Consider the following 17,602-nt stretch of genomic DNA (forward strand, 5'->3'; position numbering starts at 1 on the left):
AAGATAGAAACATTATGGCCCTACTGGTTCAAAAGTTCGGAGGCACTTCTGTCGGTAGCGTGGAGCGTATCGAGAAGGTCGCGGACAAAGTAAAAAAGTTTAGAGAAGAAGGTCATGACTTGGTGGTGGTGGTGTCGGCGATGTCCGGCGAAACCAACCGGCTGATCGGGCTGGCCAAGGACATAATGGATGAGCCGACTCCAAGAGAGTTGGACGTTCTGGTCTCCACCGGCGAGCAAGTGACCATCGCGCTGCTATGTATGGCGCTGCACAAGCGCGGCTGCGAAGCGCGTTCATATACCGGCGGACAGGTTCGCATCCTTACGGATAACGCCCACACTAAGGCCCGCATTCTTGAAATTGACGAAAACAACATTCGTGCTGATCTGGATGCAGGTCGTGTAGTTGTCGTAGCTGGATTCCAGGGCGAAGACGAGAACGGCAATATCACCACGCTTGGCCGCGGCGGCTCGGATACTACCGGCGTTGCTCTGGCGGCGGCGTTGAAGGCGGATGAGTGTCAGATTTATACCGACGTGGACGGCGTTTACACCACGGACCCGCGCGTCGTGGACAGCGCGCGCAGACTCGACAGCATTACCTTTGAGGAAATGCTGGAGATGGCGAGCCTGGGCTCCAAAGTTTTGCAAATACGCTCGGTGGAGTTCGCCGGCAAATATAACGTTCCCTTACGTGTCCTTTCATCGTTTGAAGACGGTCCGGGCACGCTGATAACAACAGAGGATGATGAGAATATGGAGCAACCCATAGTATCGGGCATAGCTTTCAACCGCGATGAAGCCAAACTGACCGTATCCGGCGTGCCGGATATTCCTGGCGTGGCGTCAAAGATCCTGAAGCCGATCAGCGACGCTAACATTGAGGTGGATATGATCGTGCAGAACGTGGGTGAAGATAATCACACAGACTTCACTTTCACTGTGCACCGCAATGACTTCAACAAGGCCAAAGCAATCCTTGAGAAGCTCTGTAAGGAGCTTGAGGCCAGAGAGGTGAAGGGGGATAGCAAGATCGCCAAAGTCTCCATCGTCGGCGTCGGCATGCGCTCTCACGCAGGCGTCGCCACCACGATGTTCGAGGCGCTTTCCAAAGAAGGCATCAACATCCAAATGATCTCCACTTCAGAGATCAAAGTTTCTGTCGTGATCGATGAAAAATATCTGGAATTGGCGGTTAGAAGCCTGCACGGCGCTTTCGAATTGAGCGAAAAACCGGCGTAATTTTGGATAAAACATTGGCTTTTGCCTGGAAATAACTAAAATAGGCGACCTGTGTGATGCAGGTCGCACGTAAATATAGAAAAAGATCAACCGGAATCCGCAATTTCTTAACGACGGTTATTAACCGTCCTTTTAAAAATCGGATTCTCGATAATAATAAAAAAGTGCAGTAGGTTGACGAAGGGCTTGTAGAGCGCAGTAAATCTACAAGTAATCGACAATTAGGTCATTTTTTGGAATAGGTCGTTCTTTAAGGAGAATAAGATGCTAATCTTAACCCGCCGTGTAGGCGAAACTCTGATGGTTGGTGATGATGTAACCGTTACCGTTCTGGGGGTGAAGGGTAATCAGGTGCGTATCGGCGTTAATGCGCCGAAAGAAGTAGCTGTACACCGCGAAGAAATTTATCAGCGTATCCAGCGTGAGAAGTCTGCTCAGGCTGGCGAGTCGGACCATCAGGACGATTAATTGACGGTACCACAAACTTTTTTTGAATAAGGACTATCATTCTTAAAATTTTGTGGTACTATACGCCCCGCTTTTGCGGAGAGATGGCCGAGAGGCTGAAGGCGCGCCCCTGCTAAGGGCGTATGGGGGAAACCTCATCGAGGGTTCGAATCCCTCTCTCTCCGCCACTTTAAGTTTTTGATGCGCGCTCGTAGCTCAGCTGGATAGAGTACCTGGCTACGAACCAGGCGGTCGGAGGTTCGAATCCTCCCGAGCGCGCCATTTAAAATCTTATAAGTTGTCAATTTGTTGCGCGCTCGTAGCTCAGCTGGATAGAGTACCTGGCTACGAACCAGGCGGTCGGAGGTTCGAATCCTCCCGAGCGCGCCATCTCTTAACTGTTTTTTGCAGTATCTAAAAAAGTAGATGTTAGGAAGCCAATCGCGGCTTCAGGGTAAGATATCTACAAACCAAATTTTTTAATTTTCAATCCAGTTCAATCTCCTTTCTTTAATGCCGTTTTTCTTCACCGGCGCATCATTGTTTTTCAAGCTATGGTGTTGAGTTCTCAGTTTTTTTAGGTTTTTTCGTCAATAGGGGAAAACCGAAGTTTTACGGTTGCGCACCCCTGGTTTTATCGGTATCTTACGCAAGATTTGCCGCCGAGAAGCGGCCCTGCGTTTGTTCTTTAAGCACATGGAATGCCTCTTCGTTGGCGTCTTCATGCTGGTATATCAAAGACAGGTATCGATCATATGAATGAGCTTTTTCAGCAGGCGGTCACCCTGATGGTAGCGGGAATGGGATTCGTATTCGTATTCCTGGCTATACTGGTCGGCGCAACCAATTTGATGTCGAAAGTCGTCAATCGCCTGGCGCCGGAAATTCAGGTAGTCCCCCCTCCCACCGCAGGCAACCCCACGCCGCCTCCGAATAACAATAACGACACGATGGCTGTTATCGCAGCCGCAATCGCTAAACACCGTTCACGCCACAAGAAGTGAACGCAAGGAAATTCGCGAGAGTAAACGAAAGGCTAATAACCCATGACAACAACGAAAAAACCACTAGGTATTACGGACGTAATATTGCGTGATGCGCATCAGTCGCTGCTGGCCACACGCATGCGTTTAGACGACATGCTCCCCATTGCCGAGAAGCTTGATAAAGTCGGCTACTGGTCCATTGAGTCCTGGGGCGGAGCGACTTTCGATTCCTGTATCCGCTATCTGGGGGAAGATCCATGGGAACGCATTCGCGAATTGAAAAAAGTGATGCCAAACACGCCTCAGCAAATGTTGTTGCGTGGGCAAAACCTGCTGGGTTACAGACATTACGCGGACGATGTTGTTGAGCGCTTTGTAGACCGCGCTGCGGTTAACGGCGTTGACGTATTCCGTGTCTTCGACGCGATGAACGATCCTCGAAACCTCGAGACCGCGATCAAAGCGGTGCTGAAAGTCGGCAAACACGCGCAGGGCACCTTGTCCTACACCGTCAGTCCCGTGCATACCATTGATATGTGGGTGGAGCTGGCCAAGAAAATTGAGAGCATGGGCGCGAACTCTATCGCCATCAAAGACATGGCGGGTCTGTTGAAGCCCTACGTGGCGTTTGAGTTGGTCAGCCGTCTGAAGAAAGAATGCTCCGTGCCTATTCATATGCATTGTCACGCCACTACTGGCATGTCCACGGCTACGGCGCTTAAAGCGGCGGAAGCCGGCATCGACAACGTAGACACCGCCATTTCTTCCATGAGCATGACCTACGGCCATTCTCCTACGGAGGCATTGGTCGCAATTCTGGAGGAGACGGACCGCGATACAGGTCTGAATATTAACCTTCTGGAAGAAATCGCCGGCTACTTCAGAGAAGTACGTAAGAAGTACGTCAAGTTTGAAGGCAGCCTTAGAGGCGTGGACTCCCGCATTCTGGTAGCGCAGGTTCCTGGCGGCATGCTTACCAACATGGAAAACCAACTGCGTGAGCAGGGCGCTATCGACAAGCTGGACGCTGTGCTGGAAGAAATTCCGCGCGTGCGCAAAGACCTCGGTTTTATTCCCCTGGTGACGCCCACGTCGCAAATCGTCGGCACTCAGGCGGTACTGAATGTACTGACGGGCGAGCGCTATAAATCCATCGCCAAAGAAACGGCTGGCGTGTTGAAAGGGGAGTACGGTTCTGCGCCGGCGCCCTTCAATGCGGAGCTGCAGGCCAGGGTCCTGGAAGGCGCTCAGCCTATCACCTGTCGCCCCGCCGACCTGATAGAACCTGAAATGGATAAATTGACGGATGAGCTGAAGAAGCTGGCGTCCGAGAAAGGCGTGAAGTTGGCGGCGCAGGCGGTCGACGATGTGCTGACCTATGCGCTGTTCCCGCAAGTTGGTTTGAAATTCCTGGAGAATCGCGGTAACCCTGCGGCGTTTGAGCCGGTTCCCAGCGCTGACGACCTTAAGCCTGCAGCCCCAGCCGCCCAAACTGCGGCGCCTGCTGGCGGCCCAGAGGTGTACACCATCGTTGTTAATGGTCAGACCTATGTGGCGCAAGTGTCAGAAGGCGGCGATATTACTCAGGTTGCGTCTGTTGGAGCGGCTCCAGCTCCTGTTGCCGCAGCGCCTGCACCGGCGCCAGCTGGCGGAGGCGAGCCTATCCCTGCGCCGCTGGGCGGAACTATCCTGCGTCTGGTTGTACAGGCGGGACAAACCGTTCAGGAAGGCGACGTGCTGCTATACCTGGAAGCGATGAAGATGGAGACGGAAATCCGTGCGCCGAAAGCCGGACATGTCGCCAGCATCGATGTCAAAGTGGGCGATGCGGTCTCGGTCGGCCAGTCTCTGTTGAAACTGGCTTAAGAGGTAGCGTTGTATGAACGGATTGTCCCAGCTGGTATACGGCAGCGGCCTGTATAACCTGGAATGGGGGCAGGCGGTCATGATGGCCATCTGCCTGGGTTTACTTTTCCTGGCGATACGCAAAGGCTTTGAGCCTTTGCTTCTGCTGCCGATTGGTTTCGGCGGTTTGTTGGCGAATATTCCTGAAGCCGGTCTGGCGATGTCGGCGGTTGAGAACGCGATTCACCTGGGCTCTCCCGAACAGCTGGCCAACCTGGCGGCGGCGTTGAATATTCCTTTTGACGTCACGCAGGCGGTGACGCCGGAGATCCGGCACGAGTTCATCGTGGCGTACAAGGGCGCTCATGCAGCGATGTATCAGGCGGTCTCTTTCGCTGCTCAGGACATGGGTTTCACCAGCGGCATGCTGTATCAGTTCTTCAATGTCGCCATTATGAGCGGCGTGGCGCCTCTGCTTATCTTCATGGGCGTTGGCGCGATGACTGACTTTGGCCCGTTGCTGGCGAATCCGAAGACGCTGATGCTTGGCGCGGCGGCGCAGTTCGGTATTTTCGGTACGGTGCTTGGCGCGGCGGCGCTGGATGCTTCCGGCATGATTCCTTTCAGCATTAAGGAAGCGGCGGCGATTGGCATCATTGGCGGCGCTGACGGTCCAACCTCCATTTATGTGGCGACGCTGTTGGCTCCGCATTTATTGGGCGCCATTGCGGTTGCGGCGTACTCCTACATGGCCTTGGTGCCGTTGATTCAGCCGCCGATCATGAAAGCGCTGACCAACGACGCAGAGCGTAAGATCAAGATGGAGCAGCTGCGCCATGTAACCAAGGCGGAGAAAATCGTTTTCCCGATTATCCTGCTGATTCTGGTCGCCATGTTCCTGCCAGACGCAGCGCCGCTGTTGGGTATGTTCTGCTTCGGCAACCTGATGCGTGAGTGTGGGGTGGTGGATCGCTTGAGCGATACGTCGCAAAACGCGCTCATCAACATCGTCACCATCATTCTGGGTCTTTCCGTGGGCAGTAAGTTGTCCGCTGACAAGTTCCTGGACGTGCAGACGCTGGGCATCTTGGTGCTGGGCATGCTGGCGTTCTGCGTGGGCACTGCGTCAGGCGTTTTGATGGCGAAGCTGATGAATAAGCTCCCGGGAACCCAGGTCAACCCGCTGATTGGTTCCGCTGGCGTATCTGCTGTTCCGATGGCTGCGCGGGTCTCCAATAAGGTGGGTCTGGAAGCGAACCCGCAAAACTTCCTGCTGATGCACGCTATGGGGCCGAATGTGGCTGGCGTTATCGGATCGGCGGTAGCGGCGGGCGTCATGATCAAGTTCCTGAGCTGATCAAGCCTCTCTGAATTTCCGGCGCGAAGAATAAAAATAATACCCGCGCCGGAAAAGCGCCTGTCGGAATGCTACACTAGCCCGAGATGGCGTGTCTCAATCCAGCATAGGGCGAAGCCTAAATGTCGCAGTTGGAAAAGCTAGCGGAACAGATCGAACAACTGGCCTCACAGTCCAAGTGGGATGATCTGGTGGCATTGGAGCCTGCTTTACGTGACGCGGTGCAAGCGACCGTAGCGCAGACCAGCGAAGACGATAAGCCTCAACTTATCGCCACGCTGACCCGATTACGCAGCATATACGCCGACGCGGTGCAACACGCCGGGTCTAATCGCTCCGAGTCCGCCCAGGAACTCACCAGCGTCCGTCGTAGCTTGAAGGCGGCGCAGTCCTATCTAAACACCTCCAAGTTTTAACCTCCCCATTCAGCGGCTGTCCATTTTCAATCGCACTGGCGACAATTTTTTGAACGTTTTTTATTCAGATTTCGAAATTCGACTATTTGCGTCATTTATTTGACCACTCACGGAAAGCGTACTTTAATTCTTGGGAAAGAAAAGGTTACTCCTCGCAATATGGAACCGGGTGACCGAGATGGAGGCTCAGGACATTTCAACAAATGTAGTACTGAGGTTACATGACAAGCAAAGACAGCACTGTCCTCTTGGTCTGCGATGACGATGCGCGTAGACAGGCCATAGAAGTGATACTGGCGTTTCTGGGCGAGCCTGCTCTGGCCACGGATGCGGACAACTGGGTAAAAGCGTGTAAGGACGCCTCATTGAGCGCGATGGACATGGCTGTGGCGTTGATGGACGCCAGCGTGACCAACGTGGAAGCTTTTCTGGCGAAGCTGGAGGAATGGGATCCGGGCCTGCCTGTGCTGATGCTGGGGGAGCGCGACCTGTCTGAAATCGACGAGGACTTGCGTCGCAAGGTCATTGTTCAGCTCGAAGAGCTGCCTCACTACAATAAGTTCATGGATAGTCTGTATCGCGCGCAAGTCTATCGTGAACAGTATGCGGCCAAGAGCGGTCGCGGCAAACAACGGGAAATCCTGTTGTTTCGCAGTCTGGTCGGCACCAGCCGCAGTGTGCAGAAAGTGCGTGAATTGATGTCCCAGGTGGCGGATAAAGAAGTCAGCGTGCTGATCACCGGCGAATCCGGCACAGGTAAAGAAGTGGTCGCGCGTAACCTGCATTACAACTCCCATCGCCGTAATCAACCTTTTGTTCCCGTTAACTGTGGCGCGATTCCTGCGGAACTTCTGGAAAGCGAACTCTTCGGTCATGAAAAAGGCGCGTTTACCGGCGCTATCACATCCCGAGTCGGTCGTTTTGAACTGGCGCAGGGCGGCACCCTGTTTCTGGATGAGATTGGCGATATGCCGCTGCACATGCAGGTCAAGATTTTAAGAGTGCTGCAAGAGCGCACTTATGAAAGGGTGGGCAGCAGTAAAACGTTGGAGGCCGATGTACGCATCATCGCCGCGACCCATAAACATCTTGAGGATATGATCGAGCGGGGCGACTTCCGGGAAGACCTCTACTATCGCCTCAATGTTTTTCCTATCGAAATGCCGCCCTTGCGGGAGAGAGCGGAAGACGTGCCGCTGCTGATCAACGAATTGATCTCCCGCATGGAGAAAGAAAAACGCGGCTCTATCCGCTTTAACTCTGCGGCGATCTTGAGCCTGTGCCGCCATGAATGGCCCGGCAATGTCAGAGAGCTGGCGAACCTGGTGGAACGGTTGGCCATCATGCATCCCTACGGTGTGATTGGCGTGCAGGAGCTGCCGCTGAAATTCCGTCACGTGGAGGATATCGAGCAGGGCATGGAAGACCTGGAGGAAGGCTACTCAGGGGAGCCTGGTCTGGTGGGGCTGAATTCTCCAGCGGTGTTGCCCGTGAATGGGCTGGACTTGAAAGAGTATCTCGCTAACCTGGAGAAGAGTCTGATCAAACAGGCCCTGGATGATTCCGGCGGCGTCGTCGCCCGCGCGGCGGAACGCTTGCATATTCGACGTACGACTCTGGTGGAAAAAGTACGTAAGTACAATCTCAACGCTGACGAATAGCGCGAACTTCTTGCCCTGTAAATTCTGATTTCATTTCCTGCTAAGCCCGGCTTTGTCCGGGCTTTGTCGTTTTAACTCCCGGCGCTTCATGCTTATCAAGAAACCGGCTTGGTTAGGGGCATGGATGCCTCCTGCGAACTCTGGCGCGAAAGCCGTTGGCTCGTCAATTTTTCGGCGTGGCGCTTAGTCCATTTGTCCTAACTGCATGAAACTGCTGCATTAATCAGGGCTGGCACAAAAAATGATTGATTACGTTTAAGACAGGTTTTTCGTCAATGTTCCAGCGATACGGACAAGTGATCGGAGAGGCAATATGAGCGTACCGAAAATTTTGTCGCCGGCGGATCAAGAGCAGCCGGTAGCGGTGATCCACCATTTGGCCCCCAAGCATACCGGGTTTGACGACGGCGCTTATGCGGCGTCCGCAGACCCGGGCTTGGACCGGGCGATGAGTATGTTCGGCGCTATCGCTGATCAGATTTCTCAAACCTATCAGGATCTCAGCGGGCGGGTGAATCGTCTCGCCAATGAGCTGGATTCCGTCAGCGTTAATCGGCAAAGAGAATTTGAAGACAAGGCGCACATCGCCAACCGCCTGAAAACGCTGTTACAAGCCTTGCCGGTGGGGATTGTGGTGCTGGATGCCCGTGGCTCTGTGCAGGAGTGCAATCCCGCTGCGGTGGACCTGCTGGGCGAACCCCTGCAAGGGGAGCGTTGGGTGGAGATTATTCAGCGCTGCTTTGCGCCCAAGGCGGATGATGGGCATGAGGTTTCATTAAAGGACGGTCGTCGCTTGAGCATTCAAACCTGCTCGCTGGAGAACGCCCCGGGCCAGTTGATTGTGTTGTCTGATCTGACTGAAACCCGCGAGTTGCAATCCCGTTTGTCGCGCAGTGAGCGTCTGTCTTCCATGGGCAGAATGGTGGCCTCTCTGGCGCATCAGATTCGCACGCCACTGTCTGCCGCCATGCTGTATGCAGGGCACCTCTCACAGCCTGAGCTGGATGGTTCTCTGCGAGTGAAATGCGCGCAGAAACTGATGTCCCGGCTCACTCATCTGGAGCAGCAAGTACGCGACATGCTGATTTTCGCCAAAGGCGACGCACCCCTGGCGCAGCGCATTACCTGCGAGGAATTATTCTCTGAAATTCAGGCGGCGGCGGAGCCTGAAGCGCAACGCAAGCAGGCGCCCGTGCAATGGAGCATTGACTGCGGTGAACGGGAAATCCTGTGCAATAAAGACGCTTTGGTCGGCGCAGTATTGAACCTCTTCAATAACGCGCTGGAAGCGGTAAAAAGCGCGGATCAGCCTCAGGTAGAAGTGAATTTGAGCGCTCCAGGGCAAGGATTCATCTGCCTGGAAGTGCGCGATAACGGCGTCGGCTTTGACCCAGAAGACGGTCCCCGTCTGCTGGAGGCGTTCTATACCACCAAATCCCACGGCACCGGTCTTGGCCTGGCGGTGGCGCAAGGCGTGGCGCAGGCCCATCACGGGCGCTTTTTCATCACCTCCGGCGGTCCGGGTCTGGGCGCCCGGGCTATTCTGACCTTGCCGGCGCGTCACTCCGCCTGACTCACGAATCTTTGAAGGAGACATGCCATGAATAAACCGACCCTGCTGATAGTGGAAGACGATCTGGAATTACTGGACGCGCTCACCACTACGCTGGAAATGAACGGGTATGACTATATCGGCGTTGATTCCGCCAGAGAAGCCTTGAGCGTTCTGGAGCAGCGCGCCGTAGATATGATCATCAGCGACGTCAACATGCCGGGCATGAACGGCTTTGAGTTGATGCTGGACGTGCGGCGTCAATATCCTGGCGTTCCGGTCGTACTGATGACGGCTTACGGACAGATCAGTCAAGCGGTGGCGGCTATGCAAAGCGGTGCGGCGGACTATCTGGTCAAACCCTTCGAGCCGCAAACGCTATTGGACACCATTGAAAAATACATGGGCGGCGCCGGCGGCGATTCCAGCGCCGACGAGCCGGTGGCGGTGGACGGCGCCAGCAAGCGCATATTCCAGTTGGCGCAGCGCGTGGCGATGACGGACTCCACCGTGCTGATCTCCGGCGAAAGCGGCACCGGCAAAGAAGTACTGGCGCGTTATATCCATCGTAAATCCGCCCGCAAAAATGCGCCTTTCGTAGCGATCAACTGCGCGGCCATTCCAGAAAACATGTTGGAAGCGATTTTGTTTGGGCATGAGAAGGGCGCATTTACCGGGGCCTACGCGAGCATGCCGGGCAAATTTGAACAGGCGGACGGCGGCACCATTCTGCTGGATGAAATTTCCGAGATGGACCTGGGCCTGCAAGCCAAACTGTTGCGTGTATTGCAGGAGCGGGAGGTGGAGCGTATTGGCGGACGCAAGAGCATTCATCTCGACGTGCGCGTGCTGGCGACCACCAACCGGGATCTGAAAACCTACGTGCAGGAAGGCCGCTTCCGGGAAGACCTCTATTACCGCTTGTCCGTATTTCCGATCCACTGGCGGCCGCTGCGCGAGCGTCGCGCGGACATCGTGCCTCTGGCGGAACACCTGCTGGCCAACCACGCGCAGAAAATGAAACTGTCTTTCGTGCGTTTTGACGACGGTGCGCGTCAGGCGCTGTATAGCCATGATTGGCCGGGTAATGTGCGCGAACTGGATAACGCCATTCAACGCGCCCTGATTCTGCAGCAAAACGGTCAGATCACCGCCGCGGATGTGTGTCTGGAAGGCGTCAGTATGGACAGCCTGGCCGCGCCCTTTGCACCGGGGATGGCGATGTCAGAGCCGATGGACGAAATGGAGGACATGGATGACGTCAGCGGATTGGGGCAGGAGATGCGCATGCGGGAATTTCAGATCATTCTCGACACCCTGAAAAGCGAAGGCGGACGCCGCAATAAAGTGGCGGAGAAGCTGGGCATCTCACCGCGCACGTTGCGCTACAAAATCGCCCGTATGCGTGAGTCCGGCATCGACATCGACGAACAAATGGCGCGGGCTTGCTAACGTCGTGGTTAGCATGGCGAAAGCGCTGAAACTGGTATGTTTTCTGCAGAACTAGTTTAAACGAAACGGCTTTCGACGACATTTTGACAAGGCGTTTCGATAGCTTGGGAATGTGGAGGCGGTTATGACAAATCGGGTCGATATCAACAATGTGCTGGCGGATATTCGCAACCTGCGCGCGCAGATGCGGCAGTCAGCGCGCGTCGAGCAGGAACTGTCCGCTGAGCAGTTGAAGCCCACCCGCAAGCCTGAAGAAGTTCCCGAGTTCAGCCAGATGCTCAAGCAGGCGGTGGACAACGTCAACGACCTGCAGAAAACCTCGTCAGATCTCAGAACCGCCTATGAGCAGGGCGACCCGCAAGCGGACCTGACCAAGGTGATGATCGCCTCGCAGAAATCGTCGGTGGCGTTTCAGGCGCTGACCCAGGTGCGCAACAAGGTGGTCCAGGCCTACGAAGACATCATGAAAATGCCTATCTGATCGGCTCAGTCATTCTAATAAAGCAGTAAACAAGCATCGAGGTGGACAATGGCTAGCGTTCCCGCACAGGTCGACGCCCAGGGCGGACAGAATAACGACGTGGATATGGTGGAGAACCGCAGCGATATGATGCTGGGGTTCAACCGTTTATCACTGTTGCGCCAATTGGTGTTGATGGTGGGCGTCGCCGCCAGTATCGCCATGGGGGCCGCTATTATCCTGTGGGCGAATGAGCCCGCCTATCAGCCGTTATACCCGGACATGAGCGTGTACGACAGCTCGGAAGTCTCGGACATCCTCAATCAGAGCAATATTCACTTCAAAGTAGAACCCAAATCCGGCGCCTTGCTGGTGGCGGCGGAAGACGTCAGCGCCGCCAGAATGCGTCTGGCCGCCGCAGGCGTGACCCAGGACAGAACCATCGGTTACGAACTGCTCGACAAAGACCAGGGACTCGGCGCCAGTCAGTTCATGGAGTCCACCCGTTATCGTCGTGGTCTGGAAGGCGAGTTATCACGCACTATCTCCAGTCTGCGCAATGTGAAAAGCGCGCGCGTCCATTTGGCGATTCCCAAGCAAAGCGTATTTGTGCGCGACAAACGCAAACCGTCCGCGTCTGTTCTGGTGGAGCTGACCGGGTCGCGCAGTCTGCATCAGGATCAGGTGGAAGCTATCGTTAACCTGGTTGCCGGCAGCGTACCGGAGATGGACCAGCGCGACGTCACTGTGGTGGATCAGCGCGGCAACCTGTTATCGCAGAACAATTTAACCGAAGACGATTTGAGAACGTCCCGTGAGTTCCAGTATGCGCGCCGTATGGAGGAAGTGTTGACCGGTCGGGTGAACAGCATTCTGGAGCCGATATTAGGGCCAGGGCGGTTCCGCGCTGAAGTGTCCGCCGACGTGGATTTCACTGCCGTGGAGCAGGCGCAGGAAACTTTCAATCCTGATCCACAGGCCGTGCGCAGCGAGCAGGAGATTGGCGAGCAGCGTATCGCCGGCAGCAATCAGGGAGTTCCCGGCGCGTTGTCCAATCAGCCTCCGGGCGTTGCCAGCGTGCCGGAGCAGGCGGGCGTCGCTGGCGCCGCCGCGAATGCAACCGCCAATAGTCAGGCTACGGATATCCGCAAACAGACCGTGCGTAACTACGAGGTGGACCGCACCGTCAGCTACACTAAACAACATCAGGGTAAAGTCCAGCGTCTCACCGTGGCGGTGGTCGTGGACGACTTGCGTCGGGTCGGCGCGGACGGAAAAGTCACCACTGAAGCCTGGCCGGAAGCGGAGTTGCAACGGCTGACTGTCCTGGTGCGGGATGCAGTCGGTTACTCCGCCGCCCGTGGCGACAGCGTCAACGTCATCAATACGCCTTTCATGGCGGAGGAAGTCGAGATTGGCGACTATGAAGCGCCGCTGTGGGAGCAGCCCTGGATACGTGAACTGATCAAATGGGGTGTGGCTTTCCTGATCGTATTGATACTGGTGTTCGGAGTCATTCGTCCGACCTTCAAGAACCTCTCCAGCGGTGGCGCTGACGCCAAGAATCTGGCGCTGGCCGGCGATGAAGACGGGCTGGCGGAGCTGGAAAGTCTGGGCTCTGGCGTAGGTGAGGGAGAAAGTGTAGGCTTAAACGCAGCGGGCGATTTTTTACTGCCCGGCTCCTCTGAAGGATATGAGAAAAAGATTAACGCGCTCAAAGGACTGATTGCTGAAGATCCGGGCCGAGTGGCCCAGGTTGTTCGCCAATGGGTAATGGCTGATGAGTGACGAGAAAGGTGAGAAAAAACCGGTACGCAAAGTCTCCCGCGTGGAATCGGCGGCGATTTTGCTCATGTCTCTTGGCGAAGCGGACGCCGCTCAGATTCTAAAACACATGGGGCCCAAGGAAGTGCAGCGTGTGGGCGCGCAAATGGCGCAACTGCAGAACGTGACTCAGGACGTTGTCGAACACGTCACTACTGAATTTCTTGAAGCCGTCGGCGGTCAGACCGGTTTGGGCATTGGCGCCGACGACTATATTCGCACGATGCTCACCCAGGCCCTGGGTGAGGACAAAGCCGCCAGCCTGATTGATCGTATTCTTCTGGGCGGCAACACGACTGGCCTGGATACGCTGAAGTGGATGGAAGCGCGGGCGGTATCAGACATCATTCGCTACGAACACCCTCAGATCCAAGCCATCGTCATCTCCTATCTTGATCCTGACCAGTCCGCGGAAGTGCTATCCAATTTCGATGAAAAAGTGCGACTGGACATCATCATGCGCGTAGCGGCGCTGGAGACCATCCAGCCTCAAGCCTTGCAGGAGCTCAACAATATTCTGGAGAAGCAGTTCTCCGGCGGCTCATCAGCGCAAACCAGCAGGATCGGCGGCGTCAAACGCGCGGCGGATATCATGAACTTTATGGACTCCAGCCTGGAGGCGCCGTTGATGGAATCCATCAAGGATGTGGACGCCGACCTGGGCAGCCAGATCGAAGATCTTATGTTCGTGTTCGACAACCTCAAGGATGTGGACGATCGCGGCATTCAATCCCTGTTGCGCGAGGTGTCGTCCGATAACCTGATTCTGGCGTTGAAAGGCGCGGAAGAGGATCTGCAGGAAAAGATCTTCCGCAATATGTCGAAGCGGGCGGCGGAGCTGCTGCGCGACGATCTGGAGGCGCGCGGTCCCGTTCGCATCAGCGAAGTGGAAGCGGCGCAGAAAGAAATTCTCACTATCGCGCGGCGCATGGCCGAAGCCGGCGAAATCATGCTGGGCGGCGGCGGCGAAGAAATGCTGTAAGCACGCCGCCTGTGCTAAGCCACACTAACAGAGCCAGCCGATGAAAGACCAACCCGAAACCATCCCCAAGGAAAAACTGACGGCCTACGAGCGTTGGGAATTGCCGGTTATGGGGGAGCAGCAGGAAACTCCCAAGATCAAACCGCCGACGGCGGCGGAATTGGAAAACATTCGTCAGAGCGCTTATCAGGAAGGGTTTGAACAAGGCAAAGAAGAAGGCTTTCAGAAAGGCTTTGAACAAGGCCATGCCGAAGGTAAACGCAAAGGCGAGCAACAAGGACTGGAGCAGGGGCGCAAGACTGGCGAAAGCGAGGCGGTGAAGTCCAAGAGCGCCGCCATCGACAAGGCTTTGAGCCACTTCGAAGAGCTGGCGGCGGAACTGGAAACGCCGATCCGCAAACACCAGGACGAAGTAGAGGAAGCATTGCTCAATCTGGTGCTGGCGATCTCCCGGGCGGTAGTGTTCCGTGAATTGAAAGTGGACCGCTCGCAAATTTTGCGCGTGTTGCAGGAGGCCCTGGCGGCGCTGCCTAACACAGAAGAGCTGGTCACGATCTATCTGCATCCGCAGGACCTGGCGTTCGCCAAAGAACACTTACCGCCGGAAAGAGGAACCCGTTATCAGGCGGATGCCGCTCTGATGGAAGGCGGGTGTCGCGTGGAGACTCGTCACACGTTGCTGGACTTCACCGTTGAAAAACGTTTCCAGACCACGGTGCAGCAAATGCTGTCCCGTCATAGCGATGGCGTCTCCATGCAGGAAACCAAAGATTTCACCGATCAGATGGGCGAAATGAGCGATCTGCATCGGGATTTGCTGGAGAAAAACGCGGAAGCGTCGCAGCCAGCCCCTGAAGCGGCCACTGAACCGTCCAAGGCCGAAGAGGGAGAGGCCGACAAGTTGAAGCAGGCGTCGTCAGAGACCCAGGAAACGCCGGAGGGCGACGATGAGTCTGGTTGAGCGTCTACGCAACTACGAGCGCTTCGTACCGGCTCAGGCGCGTCCTGAGCTGAATGGTCGCCTGACCCGCGTGGTGGGGCTCACGCTGGAGGCGGTCGGCTGTCCGATGACTCTGGGAGAGCGCTGTCTGATCGAAGTGCGCGGCGGTCGCATGGTCGAGGCGGAAGTAGTCGGTTTTTCTGATGAACGAGTCTACCTGATGCCGCTGGCGGCGGTGGAAGGCCTGCAACCCGGCGCCAAAGTGAAGCCGATGTCTGGAGTAGGGCGTATTGGCGTGGGCGCTTGTCTGTTGGGGCGTGTGCTGGACGGCGCCGGCGAGCCCTTGGATGGCCGCGGCCCTTTGCAGGCGGAGCATCATGTTGAACTGTTCGGCGCGCCGATCAATCCTTTGCACCGCGCGCCTATCCGGGAAAAACTCGACGTCGGCATTCGCGCTATCAACTCGCTGTTAACGGTAGGCATTGGTCAGCGCCTGGGACTGTTCGCAGGCAGTGGCGTGGGCAAGAGTATGCTGCTCGGCATGATGACCCGCTTCACGACGGCGGACATCATTGTGGTGGGTCTGGTGGGAGAGCGTGGCCGCGAGGTGAAAGAATTCATTGAAGATATTCTTGGCGAAGAAGGCTTGCGTCGCGCGGTGGTCGTGGCGTCTCCCGCTGACGATTCGCCGTTGATGCGTTTGCGTGCGGCGGTCCTGACGACACGCATCGCCGAGTATTTTCGCGACTTGGGCAAGAACGTGCTGTTGCTGATGGATAGCCTGACGCGCTATGCACAGGCGCAACGGGAAATCGCCCTGGCGGTGGGCGAGCCGCCCGCCACCAAAGGTTATCCCCCTTCAGTGTTCGCCAAACTGCCGCAACTGGTGGAGCGGGCGGGCAACGGCAAGCCCGGCGGCGGCTCCATTACGGCCTTTTACACGGTGCTGACGGAAGGGGACGACCAGCAGGACCCTATCGCCGACGCCGCGCGAGCGATTCTGGACGGCCATATCGTACTGAACCGACGTCTTGCGGAGGAGGGGCATTATCCCGCCATTGATATCGAGGCCTCCATCAGCCGGGTCATGCCTCAGGTGACGACGCCGGACTACTTGCAAAGGGCGCAGCGCTTCAAGCAGTTATACGCCCGCTACCAGCAGACGCGTGACCTGATCAGCGTCGGCGCATACGTTCCCGGCTCCGATAAAGAAACCGATTACGCAATTGAAAGATTTCCCCACATGCGCAAATTTTTACAGCAAAGTCTGCGGGAACGCGCTACGCTGAATGATAGCGCACAAGGGTTGAATCAATTGTTCACCCCGGCTCCGGCGCAAGGCGCTGCGCCCAGAGCCCCGGCGAAACCATAGGGTTACTCCACTTTAGTTCAGGTGCTTTAACGTGGCGGAGAAAAAGAAGTCGCAAAGGTTGTCGTTGGTGCTTGATCTGGCGGAGCGGGACGAGGAAAACGAGCGCAAGAAAATGGGCGAGATTCGACGCAGAGTGGAGCAGGCGGAAGGCAAGCTGGAGCAACTGGTCGCCTATCAGCGTGATTATCAGGATGAATTAAGGGGTACTCAAAACGGCGTACGTTCAGTGCGTCATATCCAAACCTATCATGTCTTCATCAGCAGGCTGGGCTCGGCCATCGAGCAGCAGCAACAGCAGTTATTGCTGTTGAAACAGCAGTTGTCGCAACAAACGGAAGTGTGGCGGGCGGCGTATCAGAAAAAAAATAACATGCAGGACTTTATTGATCGTTGCAAAAAAGAGGAAGCCTATTACGAGGACAAGAAGCAACAGCGCAACCTGGACGATGCTGTCGGTCGACGCGCCTATCACAACAGACATTAAGATACAGTAGAAAAAGTTTTTTGGTTTTAGCGAGTTAGCTGAAACAGGCGGAAAATGTGCCTGAAAGTCAGTTTTTGGCTGCGGATAAATAGCGGCCAAGTGAATGAAAACTGGAAATTTAGTAAAAATCAGCTATTGATGAATTAGTAAGAATATGAGTATTGAAATTCACTGCGTACTATTCGTAATATCCTGAATTTCAAATAAAAAGAACACAGAATGGATCTAACCGATCCTGATGGTTTGATTAGGGGAGCGCCAACAGAAGGAGGCAATATGTCTATAACGACAAGCCGCTCTGACGATAATGCCGAACTGACTATTCGCATTAAAGGGCGATTTGATTTCAGTTCCCACCAGGAATTCAGGGATGCGTACGAAAACCCTGAGGGACCGTTCGAGCAGTACAAGATCGATATGACGGAGACGACGTATCTGGATAGCTCCGCCTTGGGGATGCTGTTGTTATTGCGGGACTATGCAGGCGGCGACAACGCTAAAATCTGCATCACGAACTGCAACAATGATGTCAGGAAGATATTGACGATTTCCAATTTTGAACAACTGTTTGTTATTCAATAAA

General features: G+C 55.4%; 16 protein-coding genes and 3 tRNA genes. All 19 read left to right on the forward strand.

Annotated elements, in window-relative coordinates; translation table 11 throughout:
* Positions 1–14 precede the first annotated feature (14 nt).
* The 19 genes from EUZ85_RS09565 (at position 15) to EUZ85_RS09655 (ending at position 17,601) form a co-directional block, all read left to right on the forward strand.
* On the forward strand, positions 15–1,241 hold the full coding sequence (locus tag EUZ85_RS09565) for an aspartate kinase (RefSeq protein WP_127969084.1): 1,227 nt from the start codon (positions 15–17) through the stop codon (positions 1,239–1,241).
* A gap of 264 nt (positions 1,242–1,505) precedes the next feature.
* Positions 1,506–1,709, forward strand: coding sequence for a carbon storage regulator CsrA (csrA, locus tag EUZ85_RS09570; protein WP_011398946.1), 204 nt, complete (start codon positions 1,506–1,508; stop codon positions 1,707–1,709).
* Positions 1,710–1,786: 77 nt separating this feature from the next.
* A tRNA-Ser gene (locus EUZ85_RS09575) sits at positions 1,787–1,876 on the forward strand.
* Between the two features lie 17 nt (positions 1,877–1,893).
* A tRNA-Arg gene (locus tag EUZ85_RS09580) sits at positions 1,894–1,970 on the forward strand.
* Between the two features lie 31 nt (positions 1,971–2,001).
* Positions 2,002–2,078: transfer RNA gene (locus EUZ85_RS09585), tRNA-Arg, on the forward strand.
* A gap of 365 nt (positions 2,079–2,443) precedes the next feature.
* Positions 2,444–2,692 carry an OadG family protein gene (locus EUZ85_RS09590; RefSeq protein WP_127969085.1) on the forward strand — a complete coding sequence of 83 codons (249 nt, stop codon included), beginning with the start codon at positions 2,444–2,446 and terminating at the stop codon, positions 2,690–2,692.
* 42 nt (positions 2,693–2,734) lie between these two features.
* Positions 2,735–4,540 (forward strand): sodium-extruding oxaloacetate decarboxylase subunit alpha, encoded by a 1,806-nt coding sequence (gene oadA / locus EUZ85_RS09595; RefSeq protein WP_127969086.1) that lies wholly within the window; start codon positions 2,735–2,737, stop codon positions 4,538–4,540.
* A 13-nt stretch (positions 4,541–4,553) separates the two neighbouring features.
* Positions 4,554–5,876: a sodium ion-translocating decarboxylase subunit beta gene (locus tag EUZ85_RS09600; protein WP_127969087.1), complete on the forward strand. Its 1,323-nt coding sequence runs from the start codon at positions 4,554–4,556 to the stop codon at positions 5,874–5,876.
* Positions 5,877–5,998: 122 nt separating this feature from the next.
* Positions 5,999–6,292 (forward strand): flagellar protein FliT, encoded by a 294-nt coding sequence (locus tag EUZ85_RS09605; protein ID WP_127969088.1) that lies wholly within the window; start codon positions 5,999–6,001, stop codon positions 6,290–6,292.
* Between the two features lie 221 nt (positions 6,293–6,513).
* Positions 6,514–7,953 (forward strand): sigma-54 dependent transcriptional regulator, encoded by a 1,440-nt coding sequence (locus EUZ85_RS09610; RefSeq protein WP_127969089.1) that lies wholly within the window; start codon positions 6,514–6,516, stop codon positions 7,951–7,953.
* 313 nt (positions 7,954–8,266) lie between these two features.
* Entirely contained in the window at positions 8,267–9,526 is a 1,260-nt protein-coding gene (locus EUZ85_RS09615; RefSeq protein WP_127969090.1) for a PAS domain-containing sensor histidine kinase, read from the forward strand.
* 27 nt (positions 9,527–9,553) lie between these two features.
* Positions 9,554–10,957, forward strand: a complete 1,404-nt coding sequence (locus EUZ85_RS09620; RefSeq protein ID WP_127969091.1) for a sigma-54 dependent transcriptional regulator — start codon at positions 9,554–9,556, stop codon at positions 10,955–10,957.
* Between the two features lie 124 nt (positions 10,958–11,081).
* Positions 11,082–11,438 carry a flagellar hook-basal body complex protein FliE gene (gene fliE / locus EUZ85_RS09625; RefSeq protein WP_127969092.1) on the forward strand — a complete coding sequence of 119 codons (357 nt, stop codon included), beginning with the start codon at positions 11,082–11,084 and terminating at the stop codon, positions 11,436–11,438.
* Positions 11,439–11,486: 48 nt separating this feature from the next.
* Positions 11,487–13,205, forward strand: a complete 1,719-nt coding sequence (gene fliF / locus EUZ85_RS09630; RefSeq protein WP_127969093.1) for a flagellar basal-body MS-ring/collar protein FliF — start codon at positions 11,487–11,489, stop codon at positions 13,203–13,205.
* Positions 13,198–14,223 carry a flagellar motor switch protein FliG gene (fliG, locus tag EUZ85_RS09635; protein ID WP_127969094.1) on the forward strand — a complete coding sequence of 342 codons (1,026 nt, stop codon included), beginning with the start codon at positions 13,198–13,200 and terminating at the stop codon, positions 14,221–14,223. The genes fliF and fliG overlap by 8 nt, the downstream gene beginning before the upstream one ends.
* Positions 14,224–14,263: 40 nt before the next feature.
* Complete coding sequence (locus tag EUZ85_RS09640) at positions 14,264–15,184, forward strand: flagellar assembly protein FliH (RefSeq protein ID WP_127969095.1); 921 nt, start codon at positions 14,264–14,266, stop codon at positions 15,182–15,184.
* On the forward strand, positions 15,171–16,535 hold the full coding sequence (gene fliI / locus EUZ85_RS09645) for a flagellar protein export ATPase FliI (RefSeq protein WP_127969096.1): 1,365 nt from the start codon (positions 15,171–15,173) through the stop codon (positions 16,533–16,535). The genes EUZ85_RS09640 and fliI overlap by 14 nt, the downstream gene beginning before the upstream one ends.
* 31 nt (positions 16,536–16,566) lie before the next feature.
* Positions 16,567–17,019, forward strand: a complete 453-nt coding sequence (gene fliJ, locus EUZ85_RS09650; protein ID WP_127969097.1) for a flagellar export protein FliJ — start codon at positions 16,567–16,569, stop codon at positions 17,017–17,019.
* Between the two features lie 276 nt (positions 17,020–17,295).
* Entirely contained in the window at positions 17,296–17,601 is a 306-nt protein-coding gene (locus tag EUZ85_RS09655; RefSeq protein ID WP_011398930.1) for an STAS domain-containing protein, read from the forward strand.
* Position 17,602 lies beyond the last annotated feature (1 nt).

The organism is Hahella sp. KA22, from assembly GCF_004135205.1.
Classification (GTDB): Bacteria; Pseudomonadota; Gammaproteobacteria; order Pseudomonadales; family Oleiphilaceae; genus Hahella.